The organism is Vibrio qinghaiensis (assembly GCF_002257545.1).
Lineage (GTDB): Bacteria > Pseudomonadota > Gammaproteobacteria > Enterobacterales > Vibrionaceae > Vibrio > Vibrio ordalii.
Genome location: NZ_CP022741.1, coordinates 1,423,841 through 1,442,452, shown reverse-complemented (window position 1 = coordinate 1,442,452; position 18,612 = coordinate 1,423,841). Strand labels below are relative to the sequence as shown.

Annotated in this window: 19 protein-coding genes and 1 riboswitch; of the genes, 15 read left to right on the top strand and 4 right to left on the bottom strand. The window is 44.7% G+C overall.

The features are described 5' to 3' along the window. Positions 1-53: 53 nt before the first annotated feature. Entirely contained in the window at positions 54-692 is a 639-nt protein-coding gene (locus CCZ37_RS06650; protein ID WP_017044740.1) for a LysE family translocator, read from the top strand. 67 nt (positions 693-759) lie between these two features. On the opposite strand, the gene CCZ37_RS06645 is transcribed toward CCZ37_RS06650, so the two are convergent. After that, positions 760-2,139, bottom strand: a complete 1,380-nt coding sequence (locus CCZ37_RS06645) for an alanine/glycine:cation symporter family protein (protein ID WP_017042489.1) — start codon at positions 2,137-2,139, stop codon at positions 760-762. Positions 2,140-2,262: 123 nt separating this feature from the next. Beyond that, positions 2,263-2,356: riboswitch (glycine riboswitch) on the bottom strand. A gap of 358 nt (positions 2,357-2,714) precedes the next feature. Between CCZ37_RS06645 and CCZ37_RS19025 the strand changes: the two genes are divergently transcribed. The 6 genes from CCZ37_RS19025 to maiA all read left to right on the top strand — a co-directional run bounded on the left by CCZ37_RS19025 (position 2,715) and on the right by maiA (position 8,049). Next, positions 2,715-2,873 (top strand): hypothetical protein, encoded by a 159-nt coding sequence (locus CCZ37_RS19025; protein ID WP_010319274.1) that lies wholly within the window; start codon positions 2,715-2,717, stop codon positions 2,871-2,873. Between the two features lie 19 nt (positions 2,874-2,892). Next, positions 2,893-3,627: a hypothetical protein gene (locus CCZ37_RS06635; protein WP_010319273.1), complete on the top strand. Its 735-nt coding sequence runs from the start codon at positions 2,893-2,895 to the stop codon at positions 3,625-3,627. 541 nt (positions 3,628-4,168) lie between these two features. Beyond that, positions 4,169-5,242, top strand: coding sequence for a 4-hydroxyphenylpyruvate dioxygenase (gene hppD / locus CCZ37_RS06630; RefSeq protein WP_094500083.1), 1,074 nt, complete (start codon positions 4,169-4,171; stop codon positions 5,240-5,242). Further along, entirely contained in the window at positions 5,235-6,365 is a 1,131-nt protein-coding gene (locus CCZ37_RS06625; protein WP_019282146.1) for a homogentisate 1,2-dioxygenase, read from the top strand. Before hppD ends, CCZ37_RS06625 begins: the two co-directional genes overlap by 8 nt. 23 nt (positions 6,366-6,388) lie before the next feature. After that, positions 6,389-7,402 carry a fumarylacetoacetate hydrolase family protein gene (locus tag CCZ37_RS06620; RefSeq protein ID WP_094500082.1) on the top strand — a complete coding sequence of 338 codons (1,014 nt, stop codon included), beginning with the start codon at positions 6,389-6,391 and terminating at the stop codon, positions 7,400-7,402. After that, on the top strand, positions 7,399-8,049 hold the full coding sequence (gene maiA / locus CCZ37_RS06615; RefSeq protein WP_094500081.1) for a maleylacetoacetate isomerase: 651 nt from the start codon (positions 7,399-7,401) through the stop codon (positions 8,047-8,049). Before CCZ37_RS06620 ends, maiA begins: the two co-directional genes overlap by 4 nt. Positions 8,050-8,089: 40 nt before the next feature. On the opposite strand, the gene CCZ37_RS06610 is transcribed toward maiA, so the two are convergent. From CCZ37_RS06610 to CCZ37_RS06600, 3 genes are all read right to left on the bottom strand, one after another. After that, positions 8,090-9,601, bottom strand: coding sequence for a M28 family metallopeptidase (locus CCZ37_RS06610; protein WP_094500080.1), 1,512 nt, complete (start codon positions 9,599-9,601; stop codon positions 8,090-8,092). Positions 9,602-9,789: 188 nt separating this feature from the next. Then, positions 9,790-10,623 (bottom strand): CPBP family intramembrane glutamic endopeptidase, encoded by an 834-nt coding sequence (locus tag CCZ37_RS06605; protein WP_094500079.1) that lies wholly within the window; start codon positions 10,621-10,623, stop codon positions 9,790-9,792. 118 nt (positions 10,624-10,741) lie between these two features. Continuing rightward, positions 10,742-11,449, bottom strand: coding sequence for a glycerophosphoryl diester phosphodiesterase (locus CCZ37_RS06600; protein WP_094500078.1), 708 nt, complete (start codon positions 11,447-11,449; stop codon positions 10,742-10,744). A gap of 221 nt (positions 11,450-11,670) precedes the next feature. Here CCZ37_RS06600 and CCZ37_RS06595 point away from each other — a divergent pair, with 221 nt between their 5' ends. The 8 genes from CCZ37_RS06595 to CCZ37_RS06560 all read left to right on the top strand — a co-directional run bounded on the left by CCZ37_RS06595 (position 11,671) and on the right by CCZ37_RS06560 (position 18,581). Then, positions 11,671-12,444 carry a DUF3450 domain-containing protein gene (locus CCZ37_RS06595; protein WP_094500077.1) on the top strand — a complete coding sequence of 258 codons (774 nt, stop codon included), beginning with the start codon at positions 11,671-11,673 and terminating at the stop codon, positions 12,442-12,444. Continuing rightward, positions 12,441-13,781: a MotA/TolQ/ExbB proton channel family protein gene (locus CCZ37_RS06590; RefSeq protein ID WP_094500076.1), complete on the top strand. Its 1,341-nt coding sequence runs from the start codon at positions 12,441-12,443 to the stop codon at positions 13,779-13,781. The genes CCZ37_RS06595 and CCZ37_RS06590 overlap by 4 nt, the downstream gene beginning before the upstream one ends. Next, a complete protein-coding gene (locus tag CCZ37_RS06585) occupies positions 13,781-14,329 on the top strand; it encodes a MotA/TolQ/ExbB proton channel family protein (protein ID WP_010319345.1) in 549 nt (182 codons plus the stop codon). Before CCZ37_RS06590 ends, CCZ37_RS06585 begins: the two co-directional genes overlap by 1 nt. Beyond that, positions 14,326-14,730 (top strand): ExbD/TolR family protein, encoded by a 405-nt coding sequence (locus tag CCZ37_RS06580; protein WP_013856855.1) that lies wholly within the window; start codon positions 14,326-14,328, stop codon positions 14,728-14,730. Before CCZ37_RS06585 ends, CCZ37_RS06580 begins: the two co-directional genes overlap by 4 nt. Then, positions 14,730-15,350 carry an energy transducer TonB gene (locus CCZ37_RS06575; RefSeq protein WP_094500075.1) on the top strand — a complete coding sequence of 207 codons (621 nt, stop codon included), beginning with the start codon at positions 14,730-14,732 and terminating at the stop codon, positions 15,348-15,350. The genes CCZ37_RS06580 and CCZ37_RS06575 overlap by 1 nt, the downstream gene beginning before the upstream one ends. Continuing rightward, positions 15,347-16,531, top strand: a complete 1,185-nt coding sequence (locus tag CCZ37_RS06570; protein WP_094500074.1) for a tetratricopeptide repeat protein — start codon at positions 15,347-15,349, stop codon at positions 16,529-16,531. Before CCZ37_RS06575 ends, CCZ37_RS06570 begins: the two co-directional genes overlap by 4 nt. A 157-nt stretch (positions 16,532-16,688) precedes the next feature. Continuing rightward, positions 16,689-17,552: a patatin-like phospholipase family protein gene (locus tag CCZ37_RS06565; RefSeq protein ID WP_017047626.1), complete on the top strand. Its 864-nt coding sequence runs from the start codon at positions 16,689-16,691 to the stop codon at positions 17,550-17,552. Between the two features lie 180 nt (positions 17,553-17,732). After that, positions 17,733-18,581: a DNA ligase gene (locus CCZ37_RS06560; RefSeq protein WP_208613935.1), complete on the top strand. Its 849-nt coding sequence runs from the start codon at positions 17,733-17,735 to the stop codon at positions 18,579-18,581. The last annotated feature ends 31 nt before the right edge of the window (positions 18,582-18,612 follow it).

Sequence of the window (18,612 nt, the reverse complement as noted above, 5' to 3'; positions counted from 1 at the left end):
GAGCTCAGGTATAAAAAGGCAAACGATGACATTTATTTTATACAAGGACGGGTATGTATATCCAAAACGTTGAAGCCTTTCTGATCGCAATTACTATATTAACGCTAACTCCAGGGCTAGATACGGCGCTGGTGATTCGTAACACATCACGAGCAGGGTTCACGGACGGCAGCATAACAAGTTTGGGTATTTGCATGGGGCTGTTTGTGCATGCGACCTTTTCCGCCGTCGGTATTTCGGCGATTTTGGCACAATCGGCCGAGCTGTTTCATGTGGTTAAAATGATCGGTGCGGCGTATTTAATTTGGCTGGGACTATCCAGCTTAAAAGCGTTGCTGAAAAATAGCCAAGGTATGCAGGTTACGGCCATTTCACACAGTGAATTTACACTGAAGCGCTCATTGCGTGAAGGCTTTCTTTCCAATGTATTAAACCCTAAAACGGCGGTATTTTATCTCGCATTTTTGCCGCAATTTATCAACCCAGAATATTCTCCGTTGTTGCAATCGCTTTTGATGGCCGCCATTCATTTTGTTATCGCTATGTGTTGGCAGTGCGGTTTAGCGGGCGCATTGAGCTTTGCAAAAAATTTACTCAAGAATGCGTCGTTTATGAAATGGATGGAAGGGACAACAGGTGTTGTGCTCGTTGCGCTTGGGGTGAAATTGCTACTAGAAGATGAAGCGGCTTAAGAAGTTGCTCTTTAGTCACCTAAAGTTGCCGATAAGCACTGCCACATGCTTATCGGCTGGCAAACGATTAATGTTGGGTTTGAGCATCACGCGTAAAAGGTGCTGACTGTTTTTCAAAAAACAGCTTGGTCTCTTCAAGCACAATATGGCGTAATGCGATTAATCCGATCAGATTAGGGATAGCCATTAAACCGTTAACGATATCAGCAATAATCCAAATCATATCAAGGTGCAAGAACGCACCTGATGCCACCAAACCGATAAAAATCAGCTTATAAGGCATCACTGCTTTGGTGCCAAACAAAAACACCACGCAGCGCTCACCGTAATAGTTCCAGCCTAAAATCGTCGTAAAAGCAAAAAACATCAAACCAATAGAGACCATCATAGGGCCTAAAGTTTGCGCATTTAAGCCCACGGCAAATGCATAGGTTGTCATGGCGGCACCAGAAAAATCACTTTGCCATGCGCCAGTTAAAATCAGCGCAAGCCCGGTCATGGTGCAAATAATGATGGTGTCAAAGAAAGTACCAGTCATTGAAATCAACCCTTGTTTTACGCAAGAGTCAGTTTTCGCTGCCGCCGCAGCCATTGGCGCGCTGCCAAGACCAGATTCATTAGAAAATACACCGCGCGCAATCCCTGATTGAATCGCCAGCATGATGCTCGCTCCTAAGAAACCACCGGTCGCGGCTGTGGAAGTGAAAGCAGAAGTGATAACTAAACTGATGGCCGTGAGTAATTGATCGCTGTTGCTGATGATCACACTCAAACACGCAAGGATGTAAAAAAGGGCCATGGCAGGTACCACTTTCCCAGCCACTTTAGCAATTGATTGAATACCACCGACTGTGACAAATGCGACTAACAGCGTTAGAACCACTGCTGATATTTCGCGTGATACACCAAAAGAGATTTCAGTAGCATCTAAAATCGCGTTAACTTGTGGGAATGTACCGATGCCGAAACAAGCGACGCCGATAGCAAATAGGGCGAATAAAACCGCCAAAGTTCGAGAGCCCACGCCATATTGCAGGTAATACATCGGGCCACCAACCATTTGGCCTTTGTCATCCACTTGACGATACTTTACTGCCAGTAAACATTCAGCGTATTTGGTCGCCATACCAAACAGCGCGGCTAACCACATCCAAAATAGCGCGCCTGGCCCACCGAGCTTAATCGCTGTCGCTACGCCAACGATATTACCGGTTCCAATCGTCGCGGAAAGTGCGGTACATAAGGCGGCAAAACTTGATACATCGCCTTGTTTACCGGCGTCTTTGTCTTTACTAAACACCATCTTAAGTGCGGTAGGTAAATGTCGAAATTGGATAAGACCGAGACGAAACGTAAAATAGATGCCTGTACCGACCAATAAAATCAGAAGTGGTGGTCCCCAGACAAAATTGTCTATAGATTCAAGAATAGATTGCAGGTTGTTCATTAGTTCCCCTTAATAAAACGACAGTTAAGGAGAAGAGGGAAAGGGCAGTAATCTGAAAAGATCCCACAAAAAGATCACAGCAGGCCGGTGGTGAAGAAACCACACCTATATATGATTGTAACTTTCCACTCCTCTGTCCTTTTGCCTGAGAGTTTCACCCCAAATAGGGTTTGCTCCTTCGGCGACCGATTAAACGGTTCTCTCCAGAGGTTCCTCCAACTACAGTCCTCGCCAGCTCTCATAAGAGAGAGCATTAGCACCTGAAAGATTTACTTCTTCGGCGAGCCTGTTTACTCATACTTTGAATAAACTAAGGCTACTCTCCTGCAGTCTTCATCGGAACTGATGGTAAGTGTGCTTACCATCAAGGCGAGATATGTTACATAAAGCGTTTTTCAAGACAAGGAAAATTGTGCTTTTGATCTCAATTTACTGCCGTTTGATGGTTTGTTAACCACTGTTGGACGTAAATGTAGGATGAGCGGTGAAAACTTTACGCTTGTTGTCGATTGTTCTACTTTTTTCTGACTTATCGCATGTTATAAATGATATACACTACGTTGGAGGATAGGCTTATGACACGACTCATCACCATTATTTTATTGATCGCCATTGCTTTTATTTTTATTCGTTATCGTACCAACGAAAAGTTGCAAAAAGGGGTGGTGGTTTCTTTACTCACTGCTTTTGTCATTTATGCTGCCTCAATTGTGATTACTGAATTAACTCGCTGAGATAGATAGGAGCGAAAGAGTGAACAAACAGACGGACATTGATGCACAAGACGATGTCGTAGTGATTGAAGAACGAGACAAACGCACCTACGTCTACATCGCGTTAGCAGGGGTGTTGGGGTTAGCATTAGGTGGCTTAATCGGTTCAAGTATCACCACGAATAACTGGCAAAAAACATACCATCAGCTAGAAGAAAAATATGAACAGCTCACCCAAGATAAAAGCCAATTAGCTGAAAAAGTGCAATTAAAAGTCGCCAGTGTCGACGCTGAAGTAGCAAATAAACTTCAACAAGCATTAGAAGAGCAACAAAAGCAGTTTCAGCAAGAGCTGGATCAAGCACAGAGCCAATACCAGACGTTAATGGCAGAAAATAAAGCGCTGCAAGCTAAGCTTAATACACAGGAAAATGCACTAGTGCAAGTTGAGAACAAAAATTCTAAATTAAATCGGCAAGCCGATATGCAAGCAACGATTTTTGAACGTTCACGCGAACTGTTCCAACGTGAATTGAAAATTAAGCAAGAGTTAGAAGCGCTGCAAAAAGAGAAAGAAAGCCTAGTACCTAAGCTAAAAACGCTCAAAACCGATTGTGATGTCTACTTAGCAGGTAAGTCGTGGGATGCAAAATCAGACGCATGTGATAAGCAAGATGAAGCGAATTCAAGAATTAGCCAAATCGATCAGATGATCCAAGTTCACCGCATGGATTTGGAACAAATCAAAGCGTTAACGGAAAATATAGGCTTATAATTTATACAAATCCCACCAATGTGTCTTTAGCAGGCCTCGCGAAAATGAGGCCTGCTCTATCATCAGACTTACTAAGCTCAACACGCTATTTAAGCTCAACACGCTATTTTTAACTTCATGATTCAACTGTTTTGACCTAATACTTTGTTCATGTCTGTGGGCGTATAGAAATAGTATGTGCCTAATATCTTACTGGTTATTGTTTTGTCATTGAAGGTAACCTTCTCTCTTTAGGGCTAATGTAGATAAATTGTTACGCCGTGATATTTATCTTACTGATCGAGTGTTGGTGGTGAATTTATGATTAACGGATTGCCCTGATTAAAAACTATTAATATTCAATGATATAATTTCAATCATCCCACGTAAAAACCACGTATTTTTTATCCTGCTGCTCATTAATAACTCTATGTAACAATTTCATTACATCTGCATCGTTTATTCATTGCCAAACCATTTTTAGTCATAGAGTTCATTTTTGCTGAAAATTACGCCATGTTCGCAATACTCAACACAAGCGTTAACAAAAAAGGAGCGCGAGATGACCTCAACATTTAACCCATTGGGAACAGACGGTTTTGAATTTGTGGAGTACACCGCGGCTGATCCCGCTGGAATTGCGCAGTTAAAAGAGCTGTTTACTTCTCTTGGCTTTGCTGAGATAGCCAAACATCGCTCAAAAGAGGCGTGGTTATACCGTCAAGGGGATATCAATTTTATCGTTAACTCTCAACCCCACAGCCAAGCTGCAGCGTTTGCCAAAGTGCATGGACCTTCAGTGTGTGGGATGGCGTTTCGCGTTCATGATGCATCTGTCGCCATGCGGCATGTTCTGGCAAATGGCGGGCGAGAATACAAAACACAAATTGGTCCAATGGAACTGAGCATTCCTGCGATTTATGGAATTGGCGATAGCTTGCTCTATTTTGTCGACCGTTACGGTAGCCAGAGCATTTATGATGTGGATTTCAAGTTCTATGCCGATGCCAATCAACGAATGACTCACACCAATGTTGGTCTGTTCGAAATTGACCACTTAACGCATAACGTCAAACAAGGCCACATGGACGTTTGGTCTGGCTTTTATGAGCGGATCGGTAACTTCCGTGAAATTCGCTATTTTGATATTGAAGGTAAGCTAACAGGACTAGTTAGCCGTGCCATGACAGCGCCTTGCGGCAAAATTCGCATCCCAATCAATGAATCGTCTGACGATAAATCACAAATAGAAGAGTTTATTCGTGAATACAATGGTGAGGGGATCCAACACATCGCTTTATCCACTGATGATATCTACCAGACGGTACGCACTCTGCGCGAGCGAGGGATGGATTTCATGCCGACACCGGATACTTACTACGAAAAAGTCAGTGATCGAGTTGAAGGGCATCAAGAAGATGTTGATCAGTTAAAAGCGCTGCGGATCCTGATTGATGGCGCACCGATGAAAGATGGAATTTTGCTGCAAATATTTACTCAAACCGTTATTGGCCCAGTCTTTTTTGAGATCATTCAACGCAAAGGCAATGAAGGGTTCGGGGAAGGTAATTTCAAAGCGTTATTTGAGTCGATTGAAGAAGATCAAATTCGACGAGGAGTACTCAGCGATGCATAAATGGATCACATTTCCTCATCGAGAAGGGGTATGTTCAAACCAAGCTCATGCCGACTTCCCGCAAGAGGCCATCTATGAAAGAGAAGCAGGACGCAGTGGCTTTTTTGGCCCTGCGGCCCATTTCCATCACCAACATGCACCGACTGGGTGGAGTGAATGGCAAGGTGAGTTAAGGCCGAGAGCCTTTAATTTTAATTTGATCGAGCAAGCCAAACAAAGTTCACCGTGGAGCGTGCCGCATCTATTGCATAATGCACAATGTAAAGTACGAGTATGGAAGCTGGCTCAAGCGATGGATCATTTAGTGCGTAACGCCGATGGGGATGAGCTGCTTTTCATTCATCAAGGAAGCGCTGATTTTTATTGCGATTACGGACACTTGAGCGTTTCACAAGGGGATTATGTGTTGATCCCGCGCTCAACCAATTGGCGGCTTGAGCCAAGTGAGCCGATGTTCATTCTAATGATAGAGAATACGGATGCGGCGTATGCTTTGCCAGAAAAAGGGCTAGTAGGGAACCACGCCATATTCGATCCTGCGGTTTTGCAAGTCCCGTCGATTAATCCAGAGTTTAAAGCGCAGTATTCAGAAAAGACCACCCAAGTTCATTTAAAACGCCATGAGAAAATCAGCGTCATTACTTATCCATTTAACCCATTGGATGCAGTAGGTTGGCACGGTGATCTTTCCGTGGTGAAACTCAACTGGCGAGACATTCGGCCGTTGATGTCGCACCGTTATCATTTGCCGCCCTCCGCTCACACAACCTTTGTTGGTCAAGGTTTTGTGGTCTGCACCTTTGTGCCTCGGCCGATAGAGAGTGACCCCGGCGCTTTAAAGGTTCCGTTTTATCATAACAATGATGATTACGATGAAGTGCTCTTCTACCATGCGGGTGATTTCTTTAGCCGCGATAATATTGAAGCTGGCATGGTCACTTTTCATCCTGCCGGGTTTACCCATGGCCCACATCCGAAAGCGTTCCAAACTGGGCAAGAGTATAAGAAAAAATTTACCGATGAAGTGGCAGTGATGATTGATACGCGGCATGCATTACACTTTAGTGAGGCGGCGCAGCAGGTTGAAAATCAACAGTACGTCTACAGTTGGAAGAGCGAATAAACGAATAAGAATAAGGAAGTGACATGAAGTTAGCTACGCTAAAAAACGGCACAAGAGATGGTTTATTGGTCGTGGTCAGCCATGACTTATCAAAATGCGTTGCTGTGCCTGAGATTGCCGAGCATTTACAGCAAGCCTTAGACCGTTGGCAGGAAACCGCACCGATGCTCAGCGAAATTTACACGGCTCTGAATGAAGGCGAATTGCTGCAAGAGATGCAGTTTGATCAAACCTTGTGTCATTCGCCGCTGCCTAGAGCGTATCAATGGGCCGACGGTTCTGCTTACGTCAACCATGTCGAGTTAGTACGAAAAGCACGAGGTGCGGAGATCCCTGAAAGCTTCTGGAGTGATCCGTTAATGTATCAAGGTGGTTCGGATGCTTTTCTTGGACCGCGTGATGATATTCAAATGCAAGATGAAGCATGGGGAATTGATTTTGAAGCCGAAGTGGCCGTGATCACTGATGATGTCAGAATGGGTGCAACCCCAAGTGAAGCGGCGCAAGCGATTCGATTGGTGATGTTGGTTAACGATGTATCGCTGCGTGGTTTGATCCCTCAAGAGCTTGCTAAAGGATTTGGTTTTTTTCAATCCAAACCGTCTTCAGCATTCTCTCCTGTCGCTGTGACACCCGATGAACTAGGCTGCCATTGGGACGGCGGAAAACTCAACCTTCCATTGCTATCAACCTATAACAATAAACAATTTGGTTGCCCCAATGCTGGCGTGGACATGACGTTTGAATTCCCACAGTTAATTGCTCACGCAGCAAAAACGCGCCCATTGTGCGCGGGCACTATTATTGGCTCTGGCACGGTTTCTAATAAACAGGGAACCGATTTTGGCAGTGCGATTGCTGAAGGAGGTGTCGGTTATTCATGCATTGCAGAAGTGCGGATGATTGAAACCATTCGGGACGGTAAACCAAGCACCGAATTTATGAAGTTTGGTGACAGGATAACGTTAGAAATGCGTGATGATAAAGGGAACAGCCTGTTTGGTCTAATCGATCAACGCGTGGTGAAAGGGTCATGAGTGGCCTCAAGTTATATGGGTATTGGCGCTCTTCAGCCGCTTACCGAGTACGAATCGCACTTCACCTCAAGGCGCTCGATTACCAGTCGATTGCTATCCATTTAGTTAAGGAGGGCGGAGTGCAACATTCCGCCGAGTTTAGCGCTCTCAACCCGAGTGAGTTAATTCCGGTACTGGAAGATAACGGGCATTGCATTACTCAGTCGTTAACCATCATCGAATATTTGGATGACCAGTATCCCCAAGTCCGTTTGGTTCCGCTATCAGGTAAAGAGAAATATCAGGTTAAAGCACTGGCGCAAGACATTGCTATTGATATTCATCCACTGAACAATCTACGAGTTTTACAATATTTAACGCGTGAACTGGACGTGGATGAAAGTCAAAAAGGAGACTGGTATCGGCATTGGATAGCTATCGGTTTTCATGCTTTGGAAAAGAAATTGGCGACAGTATCAGGGGAGTACTGTGTTGGTGATCAATTGAGCTTAGTGGATGTTTGTTTAGTACCACAAGTGTATAACGCAGAGCGCTTTAATCTTGATATGGCGCAGTTTCCGATCATCAAACTAATCACTGCTGAGCTTCGTGCTCATCCTGCGTTTATTGCCGCCGCACCTGAAAACCAGCCCGATGCTGAGAGTTAATCGATTAGCCAGCCTTGCGGCTGGCTTTTCTTTGCGCTGTTTATTGAGCATTTGCCACTAAACTTGCATTGCTGTAATTGTTGTATCCATGCAGCAAAATAGAATAGCGGCCCGGTTGAGCATTGGAGAACTGACACGTTTCATTATTGCCACTGCGATAAGGACGGCAGTCGTATTGCTGTAGATCGGCATCAGTTTGATACTTAACGTATAAATCGGCATCGCCGCTTCCCCCTGACAATACAATACTCAAGTTGCCCACTTCCTGCAGTTCGAATTGATACCAGGTTTTGCTATTTCTGCTGGCCGATAAACCGTTCACAGGTACGCCATTTTGCAGTTGATTGCTCGGTGTAGGCGGTGTTGAGGCGTTACCCATTTCAACCACATAAGCCAATCCAAGTTTAGTAAATTTCACCGCATGAAATCCTGTTGGGTCGGAATTTTGCAGAGTGTCTTGCGGGCTATGAATATTAGGGTTGTAATCATTAAATTTGGATTCAAAAGGCATCGCGGCTGGGTAACCAACCGCATGCCAAGAGGCATGATCAGAGCAGGCATAGCCACAGGTATCAAATCCATAGGTTAATGACGGTAAATATTCATCCAATAGCTGTGTCAAATACTGGGTAAAATTACTGTCGGTGTAATCGGTTATGAAGACAATATCTTCGCGTGAACCTTGGTAGTTAGTCATGTCTAATTGCATTACAGACATCACTTTTTTACCTTCGGCTTTAAAACGATTGGCTAAGTCTTGTGAACCTCGAAGGCCCACTTCTTCGGCAGCGTAAGCCATGAAAGCGATGCTGCGTTTAGGACGAAAATTTTGCTCAGACAATAAACGGATGATTTCTGTCACGCCCGCGATACCTGATGCATCGTCATCCGCACCCGGCGCAATGCTGCTTTCGTTGGTTCTAGAGCCAAGTGTCGAATCTAAATGCCCGCCAATCACCACCCATTCGTCAGGTTTTTCAGAGCCTGTAATTGTGAGCATTACCGATTTCTGGTTGTAGCCTGAATGTGTGATTTGTTCCACTTTGCTTGCGGGCAGTGACGCAGAGAGTGAGCGCCAATGATCAGCAATCCAATTCGATGCTTGAGCACCAGTCGAGGTGGTATAAAAGCGATTTTTAAACTGGGTTAAGGTGGTGATGGTACTGGTGATTTGTTGCGCTGATACTGATGGCAACCAAGCATTAACGGTGGTTTGCTGAGTTATTTCTGGTGCACTGAAAGCGTCTAGATTCAGCGGCATTGCGCTGACACTCATCGCACTTTGTGCAGAAGGATGCACCATATAACCACCACATCGCTGATGATTTTCGTGCATTTCATGTGAAAGCGTCGCCAACTCGCTTACTGGTACTTGCCCAACCCATACTGATGTTTGATTGATAAGATTTTCGGGTAATAAGCTTTGGGCTCCAGAGCGAAGCGCCGTTTGCGTCGCGTCACCACCAATCGAAATCCACACCTTTTCTTCTGCATAAGCGGTACTGAAACAGCCTGCTAGCGCAATCGCCAATAACGTTTGTTTGTGATTCATTCTCTCCTCCCTTGAGTATTATTATCAACATGACGTTGACCATAAACCCTAGGCCAAAAATAGGAATAATGAGAACAATTCGTTTTATACTCAGTTGTTCATAACGGTTGTCACTAAACTATCAATAAGGTATTTCATCGACTGAAAAAAGAAAAAAACCAGCGAAAACTTCAGCTGGCTTAAAGGTTTTAACGCGGTACCCATACTGGATAAGTGAAGAAAATAAGGTGAGCAAAATTAAAGAGAAAGTGGAAGAGTACAGCCGTCCATAAACGCCCGCTTAGATGATAGATCGCGCCGTAGCCAATACCGGCTAATGTGGCAAATAGCGCCAAAGTCACGCCGCCAGAAAAATGCGCAAGACCAAATAGGGTACTAGCGAGCGCAATACCGAGCCATAGACCGAATTTTTCACTAACGGCTTTTTGTAAATAGCCCCGGAAAAATGCTTCTTCCACCACACAGGTTAAAAGCAAATTATTGAGAGCAAAGAGCCACCACCAAGTCGGTAAAGATAACTCGGGCTTAATCGCGCCAAGCGCCCATGCGACAAAAAGCAAAGCAAAAAGAGGAATCGACACTTTACCGATCGCCGCCCAACGAATGGTTTGATGGTTGCCAAGCAGTGGCGGCCAAGCGAGTAGCAAAGCAAAAAATACCATAGGTTTATCTAGGTTCAAGTAGAGACGAAAGGGGGCACTATTTGCACCAGCAAGCACATTATCCAGCACTTTAGGATTATTAAAACCAGGAATAGCATGCAGCAGCAGTGCAATTGCCCATAATAGCAACGCAGCATGAGCAAACCATTTCCAGCGGCCTTTCAGTTGTGGAATGTAATAAGCACCACATAATCCAATGGCGACATACAGCAGGGCCATTAGCGATAATCGGTCTGTGAACCATCCGCCCACTAACGACAATGCTAACAAGGCGAATGCTGGACGTAACTGCTTTTGAAAACTGAAGATAACGGCAAAAAGCAGCGGGATCCAAATCCATAACGATGAATCAAGTATCATAGAGAGTGCCTTAGAAAATCATCCATATTATTGAGTGATGAAAGAGTGGAAGAGTAGCGCATTATGAAGAATCATTCTCAATAAAGAGATGCTACCAGTCAGCTAAACGCTTGCAGGCTTACAAAAAGCACTGTGGATCGTCACTAAAAATGGCGTCAACCGAGTTGAGATGTTTGAACTTGTTCGGATTATTCACCGTGTAGCACCAAATTTGGTAACCCGCTTGATGTAACTCGGCAATGTGTTTCGCAGTGATCCATTGATAGTTAAGGTTACAGCCAAAGGCGTCAATTTCGGCTAACACTTGCTTATCTTTACGCGTTAATCGCTCGCTCAACACCGCTAATTTATAACCCGGACAATGCTGATAAAGCTCGCGCATGATAGCGTGGCTAAAACTGGAGAGAACAATCTGTTCATTCGGTAATCCACATTGATCCAGTTGCGCTTTAAGCTGAGCAGCGACTTGAGCAACATCGTGTTTATCCACTTTGACTTCAATGTTTAAACCAAGGCTGTGCTGCTTTGCGAGTGTCAGCAACGTCTCTAATGTCATGATGGGTTCGCCTGCAAATTGAGGATCAAACCAACCACCAAAATCGAATTGTTGTAATTGCTCAAGCGTGTAAGAATCAATGCGCCCTTTACCATTACTGCAACGATCAATGGTGTGATCGTGGCAAACAACCAATATATGATCTTGAGTCGGTTGCACATCCACTTCAACCCGCTTTAGGCCTAAATCAATAGCGGCTTGCACACTCACTTGCGTATTTTCAGGGTAATGGCCGGCCACTCCGCGGTGGCCAATAATCATAGGCTTCATAGCGTTATCTCTACACAATTAAAACCGGCTCAGCATAGCGCGCGCCTTCTATTTTGTCTTCAAATTGATAGAAATAATAGAAGACATGCTTTAGACATACCTTTCGCTACAGACTTTGGTTGTTTGCACTAGGAAAAATCGTTAGAATGCGACTCTTGATGATAATGAGATTTTTTATCAACAAGGTAATAACACTTCGTTGAAGGTAATGAATAACGTCTATGAATTTTTTAAAAACCAGCTTGGCCTTGGTAGCGACCACCAGTTTTTTCGCAGTAAATGCTTCTACACTCAGTGACGCGAATGCCATCCAAAATAAAACCAATTCGGCTTCAGTCGCCAGCCAACAGAACATCAATAACAGTTCTCAATCAGCGTTGCTGATGCAAGCTGACATCGATCAGTTAAAAGAAGAAGTGAAAAATCTCACTATTTATCGTAATCACTTGGCATCGCTGGTGGAAAACCAGAATCAGGAAGCGCAAAGTCTATCGTCACAAATTGATGAGATAAAACTGACTCGCCAAGGCATTGTTCCTTTGATGTACCAGATGATCGACGAGCTACGTACCCTGATCGAAAACGACAAACCATTAAAGCGCGAAACGCGTTTAGAGCGTTTAGAAAAGCTGGAATCGATGATGGTGCGATCGGATGTCAGCGATGCTGAAAAATACCGCCGTATTCTTGAAGCGTACCAAATCGAAATTGATTACGGCACCAAACTGGGTGTTTATCAAGGCGCAGTGGTGCTCAATGAAAACAAGACCATTGAAGCTGACATTTTATACGTTGGCCGTTTATCGCTGGTGGCTCGTAGCTTAAATGGCAAACAGTATTGGAGCTGGAGCCAAAACTCGCACCAATGGACCGATGTCGATAGTGGGCTATATGCCGATTTAGATACCGCTTTCAAAATGGCCAACAATTTAATTACACCGAACTTAATGACGATTCCTGTTTCACTTGAGTTAGTAGAGGAGCAAAGCAAATGAAGATGGTTTTCTCTCTCTCATCACTCTGTTTAACACTATTGGCTTTCAACAGCTTTGCTTCTACGGAATTAGTCAGCAGCGCCAAAGTGGAAAACAAACAGCAGCAGCAGCACAATATCGAACGCGAAGCGGGTTTTAAACAAACCGAACAGCAGCTACGCCGCGCCAAAGCAGAGCTAGAAGCTCAGCGCCAAGATTTACAAGCGCAAGCGGATAAGCTAAGCACGCAATTCAGTAATAATGAAAACCGATTGGCACGCTTAGAAGAGCAGCTTCGCTTAGAAACAGGAAGCCTTGGGGAGCTGTTTGGTGTGGTACGCCAAAATGCCAAAGCATTAAACAGTGAATTGGAATCTTCCATCACTGCGGTTGACCGCCATCAGTATACATCGCGGGTACAAGAAATTGTCGCCGCAACATCTTTACCCTCGATGCCGCAGCTGACGGGGTTATGGCACAGTTATGTTGAACAGATCATCGCCAGTGGTGAGCTAAGCCGCGTTCAGATCGCATTTATCAATGGTGACGGTGTCACGCAAAATGTGGCCGCTTATCGTATTGGAACCTTTGGTTTGGTGACTGAGCAAGGTTATGTCAAATGGAACGGGGATAAACAAGCCGCCACCGCTTATTTGAAACAACCGGACAATGGGCCTATTTTCTCTGGCCTAAATACGGGGGAAATCGAAAGCTTAGTGGTCGATCCTTCGCGTGGTATCATGCTTGAACAGCTAGCCCTTACGCCAACATTAGCCGAGCGGCTACAAATGGGTGGTGCGGTCGGTAACATCATTTTGGTACTGCTTGGTATTGGTTTAATCATCGCTTTCTATCGCGGCTTCGCATTGGTGATGACTCACCACAAGATCAAAGCGCAGCTTAAAGATGTACAGAAAATTGGTAATAACCCATTGGGGCGTGTGCTCAGCGTCTATAACAAAGAGCAAAATCGCAGCGTAGAAGCGTTGGAGCTGCGCTTGCTGGAAGCGGTGGTCGATGAACAAGCGCATTTGGAAAAAGGTTTATCGATGCTGAAGTTATTAGCCGCGATTGCGCCGATGCTTGGGCTATTGGGTACGGTGACCGGCATGATTGAAACCTTCCAAGTGATCACACAATTTGGTAACGGTGATCCAAAAGTAATGGCGGGTGGTATTTCAATGGCCTTGGTGACTACCGTGCTGGGTTTAGTCTCTGCGATCCCACTATTATTAGCTCATAATATCTTAAGCTCTCAAGCGGAAAATATTCGCTCTATTTTAGAAAAGCAGGGGATTGGCCTCGTTGCTGCGCAAGCAGAGCAAGAATGTCAAGCTTCAATGAGGAATGCGGCGTAATGAACAGCGTATTGCCAAGCGCACTGCTCAGCAATGACTGGCTAGCAACCTTGCAGCAGTTTATGCAGCAAGGGGGGATCGTCTTATGGTGGCTAGCTGGGGTGGTGGCGTTTTATTGGTTGTTGATCATCGAACGCGTACTGTTTGTGGTATTGAGCTTTCCTAAATATCGAAAAGGATGGTTAGAGCAATGGCATCAACGCACGGAACATCATTCATGGTATGCCCATGCGATTCGTGAAGGTTGGATGGGTGAAGCGCAGCAGATGCTGCGCCACAACCTTAACATGATCAAACTGCTCGTCACACTTTGCCCTATGTTAGGGCTGCTCGGCACCGTCACCGGAATGATCTCTGTGTTTGATGTGATGGCAAATCAAGGCAGCAGCGATCCTAAATTGATGGCATCTGGCATTTCATTGGCCACATTACCGACAATGGCCGGAATGGTCGCGGCCCTTGCGGGCATGTTTGTACATGCCCGTCTTGCAAAAAAGTGTCATCTACTTGAATTAAAATTAGAAAAATCGTTAAGGAGTTTGCGATGAGATTAGGCAGACGCCAACCAAGAAATGATGAGGCGCAGATAGACTTAACATCGATGCTCGACATCGTCTTTATCATGCTGATTTTTTTCATTGTCACCAGCTCATTTGTTCGTGAATCAGGTGTTGAGGTTAACCGTCCTCAAGCTTCTCACGCGGTGAGTCAGAAAGATGCGGGTATTTTTGTTGCTATCAATGCATCCAATGATATTTACATCGACAAACGCTTGATTGATGTTGAACGTGTAGAGGCCACTCTAGAGCATTTGCTGCTCGAACAACCAGACGCGGCGTTAGTGATTCAAGCGGATGAACATGCTTATAACGGTACGGTTGTTAAAGTGATGGATGCGGCCAAAGGGGCCGGAGTGAAAAATATCGCATTGGCGGCGGAGAAACGTTAATGGGACGTTTACTGCTTGCTTTACCAATTGCAGGAGCGATTTCGCTGGCGTTGTTCAGTTTTATGGCGTGGATGGTGGATAACGGTAACCAACGCGCTGTAAAACCAACTCAAGCACTGCGATTTAACATGGTGATGATGGAACAAGAACACGATTTACAGCGTCGCCAACGTAGCGTTCCGGAACCTTTAAAGTTGCCTGAGCCGCCACCGCAAGCACAAGTGACACAGTCACAAACTACCGCTACGGCCGCTACATCACTCACTAGTTTACCAGCTTTGGGTTTGGATACAGTGCTTAATGGGGTGGCGATTAGCGCACCAACCTTTGGTGATTTTGGTTCAAACCAGCAAGCCATGCCGTTATATCGTGTCGAGCCTGTTTATCCAAGCCGAGCTCTAAAGCGAGGTGTAGAAGGTTTCGTTACATTAAGCTTTACCATTGATACAACAGGAAAAGCCGTCGATATCAATATCGTCGATGCCAATCCTAAACGTATGTTTGAGCGTGAAGCGATGCAAGCGCTGAAGAAATGGAAGTATCAACCTCAGATTGTTGACGGCAAAGCCATCGAGCAGCCGGGACAAACCGTGACTGTGGAGTTTAAAATCGCCAAATGATGAAACGTATATTGATTGGCTTATCACTTGTTATCGGCTCGTTCTCTTTAAATGCGAGCGAATTAAGTGCGACAACCGTCCTGAAAGTGCAAAAAGCGCAGCAATTTGCATTAGAAGAGAACCTCACTCAAGCCATTGAGGTGCTGAGCAGTGTTGAAACGTCACGTCTTTACGATAAAGCATTTGTCGCCCGGATGCTTGGTGTGTTTTATTGGCAAAGTGGTCAGCCTCAAGCGGCTATCAAACAGATCAAGTACGCGGTAGAGAGTGGAGAGCTGCAAGATGAGCAGGCATGGACCACCGAACGTATGTTGGCTGATCTGTATGTTAATGAACAACAATTTGAACAGGCGTTACCGCACTACTACCAATTATTGAAATCCGTTCCGCCTTCACAAAAAGTAGACGATCTGTGGTTGCGTATCGCACAGACTCACTACCAAATTGCACAGTGGAAAAAAGTATTAGATGCGTTGGATAAATACCAAACCGTGACGCCACTCAATACCAAAAATCCACTGTCACTTAAATTAGGTGCGCAGCTTCAACTAGAACAATGGAAGGCGGCCATTCCAACTTTAGAAAAACTGATCATGCTGGAGCCTGACCAAGCCAGTTGGTGGCGACAGTTGGTCGGTTTACATCTGCGTTTAGATCAGCGTCGTCAAGCATTAAACAGTTTAGCGTTAGCCAAATTACAAGGTGTGGAATTAACCGATAAGGATCAACACTTGCTCGCACAGTTGTATGCGCAAAACGGCATTCCAGAACGCGCGGCGCAAGTTCTGCAAACATTACCTGATGCTGATCAAGACTTAGACTTACTGAAAGAGCAAGCCACTTACTGGCAGCAAGCCAAAGAATGGCAATCAGCGATCAGAACGTGGACAAAAGCAGCTGAACAAGATGAGCAATATTATTGGCAAGTGGCGCTGCTGTACAACCACCAAGGGCAATTTAAAGAAGCGTTACAGGCGTTGGATAAAGTCACCACGCGCGAGAAAAAAGCCGATGTCGCGTTAGCGCGAGTTCATGCGCTCTACAAACTCAATCAACTCGATAATGCTCTATACCAAGCCAAGCAAGCTGAAAACCTAAACCCATCAAACCATGCCAAAGGATGGATCAAATTCCTTTCTCGTTTACAAAAAGTTCAGCAAGCGCACACTGCTAATATCTGATCATAGCGCCTCATCTGCCCGATGATGAGGCGTCTGACCTTTTACTATTTTTGAATCGTCATTATCAAGACTAACATTGGTTCGGTTTTGCCTATCTTAGTGATAAAGAGAACCTATTATTGTCTTTCTGATTTTTTCCGTACCATAACGTTTAACGATGAAGTACAGAGAGAGAATCATGATGAAAGCGTTAGTGGTTGAAGGTGGTGCGATGCGCGGCATTTTTGCCAGTGGAGTCTTGGATAGTTTTTTACAACATCAGCATAACCCATTTGATTTTGTATTAGGTGTTTCAGCTGGAGCTTCAAACTTAATCGGCTACCTTGCGAAGCAACCGAGACGCAGTTACCACGTTGTAACTCAGCTTGCCACCGACCGTCTTTTTTTTAACCCAATTCGCTTTATTAAGGGGGGAAATCTCGTCGATGTGCGTTGGCTAATCGATGAGTCCAACCGACGTTATCCGATTGATGAAGACAAACTGTTTAACTCAGTCCCTTTTTTTGCTGTTGCAACCAATATCGAAACGGGTAAAGCCGATTATTATCGAGTGACTCAAGAAAACTTGAGCACGGCCATTGAGGCCACATCCGCGCTACCGATAGTTTATAAGCACACGCCTTGCTTCCATGGTGGTTGCTACACTGATGGAGGGGTTGCTGACTCGATCCCTGTTAAAGAAGCGTATCGCCGTGGAGCACGAGATATTACGGTTGTTTTATCGCATCCACTTAGCTACATCATGTCGCCCCCTAAAAGTAAGTGGATGATGAAAAAACTTTTTTCACGCCATCCAAATATGGCTAAATCAATGTTGTTTCGTGCGAAACATTACAACCAATCACTTGAATTTATTCGCAACCCACCTTCTGATGCCATCATTCGAGTAATCGCGCCACCTGAAGGGTTTCCCGTTAAGAGATTGACGATGAAGTTACCTTTGCTCAACATAGGCTATGACATGGGCTTAAAAGCAGGGCAAAATCATTTGGAGTGGCTTGAATACACACGTGCAGCCTAAAAACGCTTAGGTTTAAAAGGCTGATAAAACACTATCTACATGTCGTAACTGTCTATGTAATAAGCTGTTTTTTAGAGATGATTGAGTATGAATTTCATCGCAATTTATCTTGTTTATGGTTTTCATATGGGTGGCACGTGCTAAGTATGTACCACATTTTGATTGATCGAGCCTGATGGCATGCAACTGAAACTATCACTACTCTCCATCGCTTTATTGAACACAATTCCTGTCATTGCCACGGAAAACTCTCAGATGTTTATTCCGGTCACAGCAGCCAATAGTTACCAACATGGCATTGATGTTGCTGAATACTGGAAAAGTGAAAAACTGGATGGAATTCGCGCCATCTGGAATGGACAATATCTTCATACGCGTAATGGTAATAAGATCAATGCGCCTGCTTGGTTTACTGAACCTTTACCGAATGAGGCATTAGAAGGAGAGCTTTGGGCTGGACGAGGTCAATTTCATCACGTCCAGCAGACGGTTTTAGACAAAGTACCAAGCGATACAGCATGGCAGAGTATCCGTTTTATGTTATTTGATATGCCACAAGCGGTTGGCGATTATCAACAACGTTACTTAAAAATTATACAACTATCATCAATGATAGATGCTGGGCACATTGCTTATGTGGAACATTCGCCTATTCACTCAGAAAAAGAGTTGTTTGGATATTTAGACAACGTAAGTGAACGCAAAGGTGAAGGTGTAATGCTGCGTAAAATCAACGCTGATTACCAAGCCGGCCGCAGCAACGATTTACTTAAGCTTAAAAAACACCAAGATGCTGAAGCTACGGTCATTGGTTATAAACTGGGTTCTGGCAAGTACCAAGGTATGATGGGATCAGTGCTAGTGCGCTTAGAAAACGGTGTTGAGTTCTATATCGGCAGCGGTTTTTCTGATGAGATCAGAAATAATCCGCCAAAGATCGGATCCATTATTACTTTTCGTTTTAATGATCTCACTGCCGAAGGGAAACCAAGATTTGCACGTTTTATGAGAGAAAGGCCAGCAATATAAATAAGGCCAGACAATGTCTGACCTTATTATT

What these genes read in the sequence shown, in the direction of transcription:
- CCZ37_RS06595 (WP_094500077.1), top strand. Translation starts at nt 11,671, where the DNA reads ATGAATTTTTTAAAAACCAGCTTGGCCTTGGTAGCGACCACCAGTTTT.
- CCZ37_RS06620 (WP_094500082.1), top strand. Translation starts at nt 6,389, where the DNA reads ATGAAGTTAGCTACGCTAAAAAACGGCACAAGAGATGGTTTATTGGTC.
- CCZ37_RS06605 (WP_094500079.1), bottom strand. Translation starts at nt 10,623, where the DNA reads ATGATACTTGATTCATCGTTATGGATTTGGATCCCGCTGCTTTTTGCC.
- CCZ37_RS06585 (WP_010319345.1), top strand. Translation starts at nt 13,781, where the DNA reads ATGAACAGCGTATTGCCAAGCGCACTGCTCAGCAATGACTGGCTAGCA.
- hppD (WP_094500083.1), top strand. Translation starts at nt 4,169, where the DNA reads ATGACCTCAACATTTAACCCATTGGGAACAGACGGTTTTGAATTTGTG.
- maiA (WP_094500081.1), top strand. Translation starts at nt 7,399, where the DNA reads ATGAGTGGCCTCAAGTTATATGGGTATTGGCGCTCTTCAGCCGCTTAC.
- CCZ37_RS06625 (WP_019282146.1), top strand. Translation starts at nt 5,235, where the DNA reads ATGCATAAATGGATCACATTTCCTCATCGAGAAGGGGTATGTTCAAAC.
- CCZ37_RS06650 (WP_017044740.1), top strand. Translation starts at nt 54, where the DNA reads ATGTATATCCAAAACGTTGAAGCCTTTCTGATCGCAATTACTATATTA.
- CCZ37_RS06570 (WP_094500074.1), top strand. Translation starts at nt 15,347, where the DNA reads ATGATGAAACGTATATTGATTGGCTTATCACTTGTTATCGGCTCGTTC.
- CCZ37_RS06645 (WP_017042489.1), bottom strand. Translation starts at nt 2,139, where the DNA reads ATGAACAACCTGCAATCTATTCTTGAATCTATAGACAATTTTGTCTGG.
- CCZ37_RS06610 (WP_094500080.1), bottom strand. Translation starts at nt 9,601, where the DNA reads ATGAATCACAAACAAACGTTATTGGCGATTGCGCTAGCAGGCTGTTTC.
- CCZ37_RS06600 (WP_094500078.1), bottom strand. Translation starts at nt 11,449, where the DNA reads ATGAAGCCTATGATTATTGGCCACCGCGGAGTGGCCGGCCATTACCCT.
- CCZ37_RS06590 (WP_094500076.1), top strand. Translation starts at nt 12,441, where the DNA reads ATGAAGATGGTTTTCTCTCTCTCATCACTCTGTTTAACACTATTGGCT.
- CCZ37_RS06565 (WP_017047626.1), top strand. Translation starts at nt 16,689, where the DNA reads ATGAAGTACAGAGAGAGAATCATGATGAAAGCGTTAGTGGTTGAAGGT.
- CCZ37_RS06560 (WP_208613935.1), top strand. Translation starts at nt 17,733, where the DNA reads ATGCAACTGAAACTATCACTACTCTCCATCGCTTTATTGAACACAATT.
- CCZ37_RS06580 (WP_013856855.1), top strand. Translation starts at nt 14,326, where the DNA reads ATGAGATTAGGCAGACGCCAACCAAGAAATGATGAGGCGCAGATAGAC.
- CCZ37_RS19025 (WP_010319274.1), top strand. Translation starts at nt 2,715, where the DNA reads ATGACACGACTCATCACCATTATTTTATTGATCGCCATTGCTTTTATT.
- CCZ37_RS06575 (WP_094500075.1), top strand. Translation starts at nt 14,730, where the DNA reads ATGGGACGTTTACTGCTTGCTTTACCAATTGCAGGAGCGATTTCGCTG.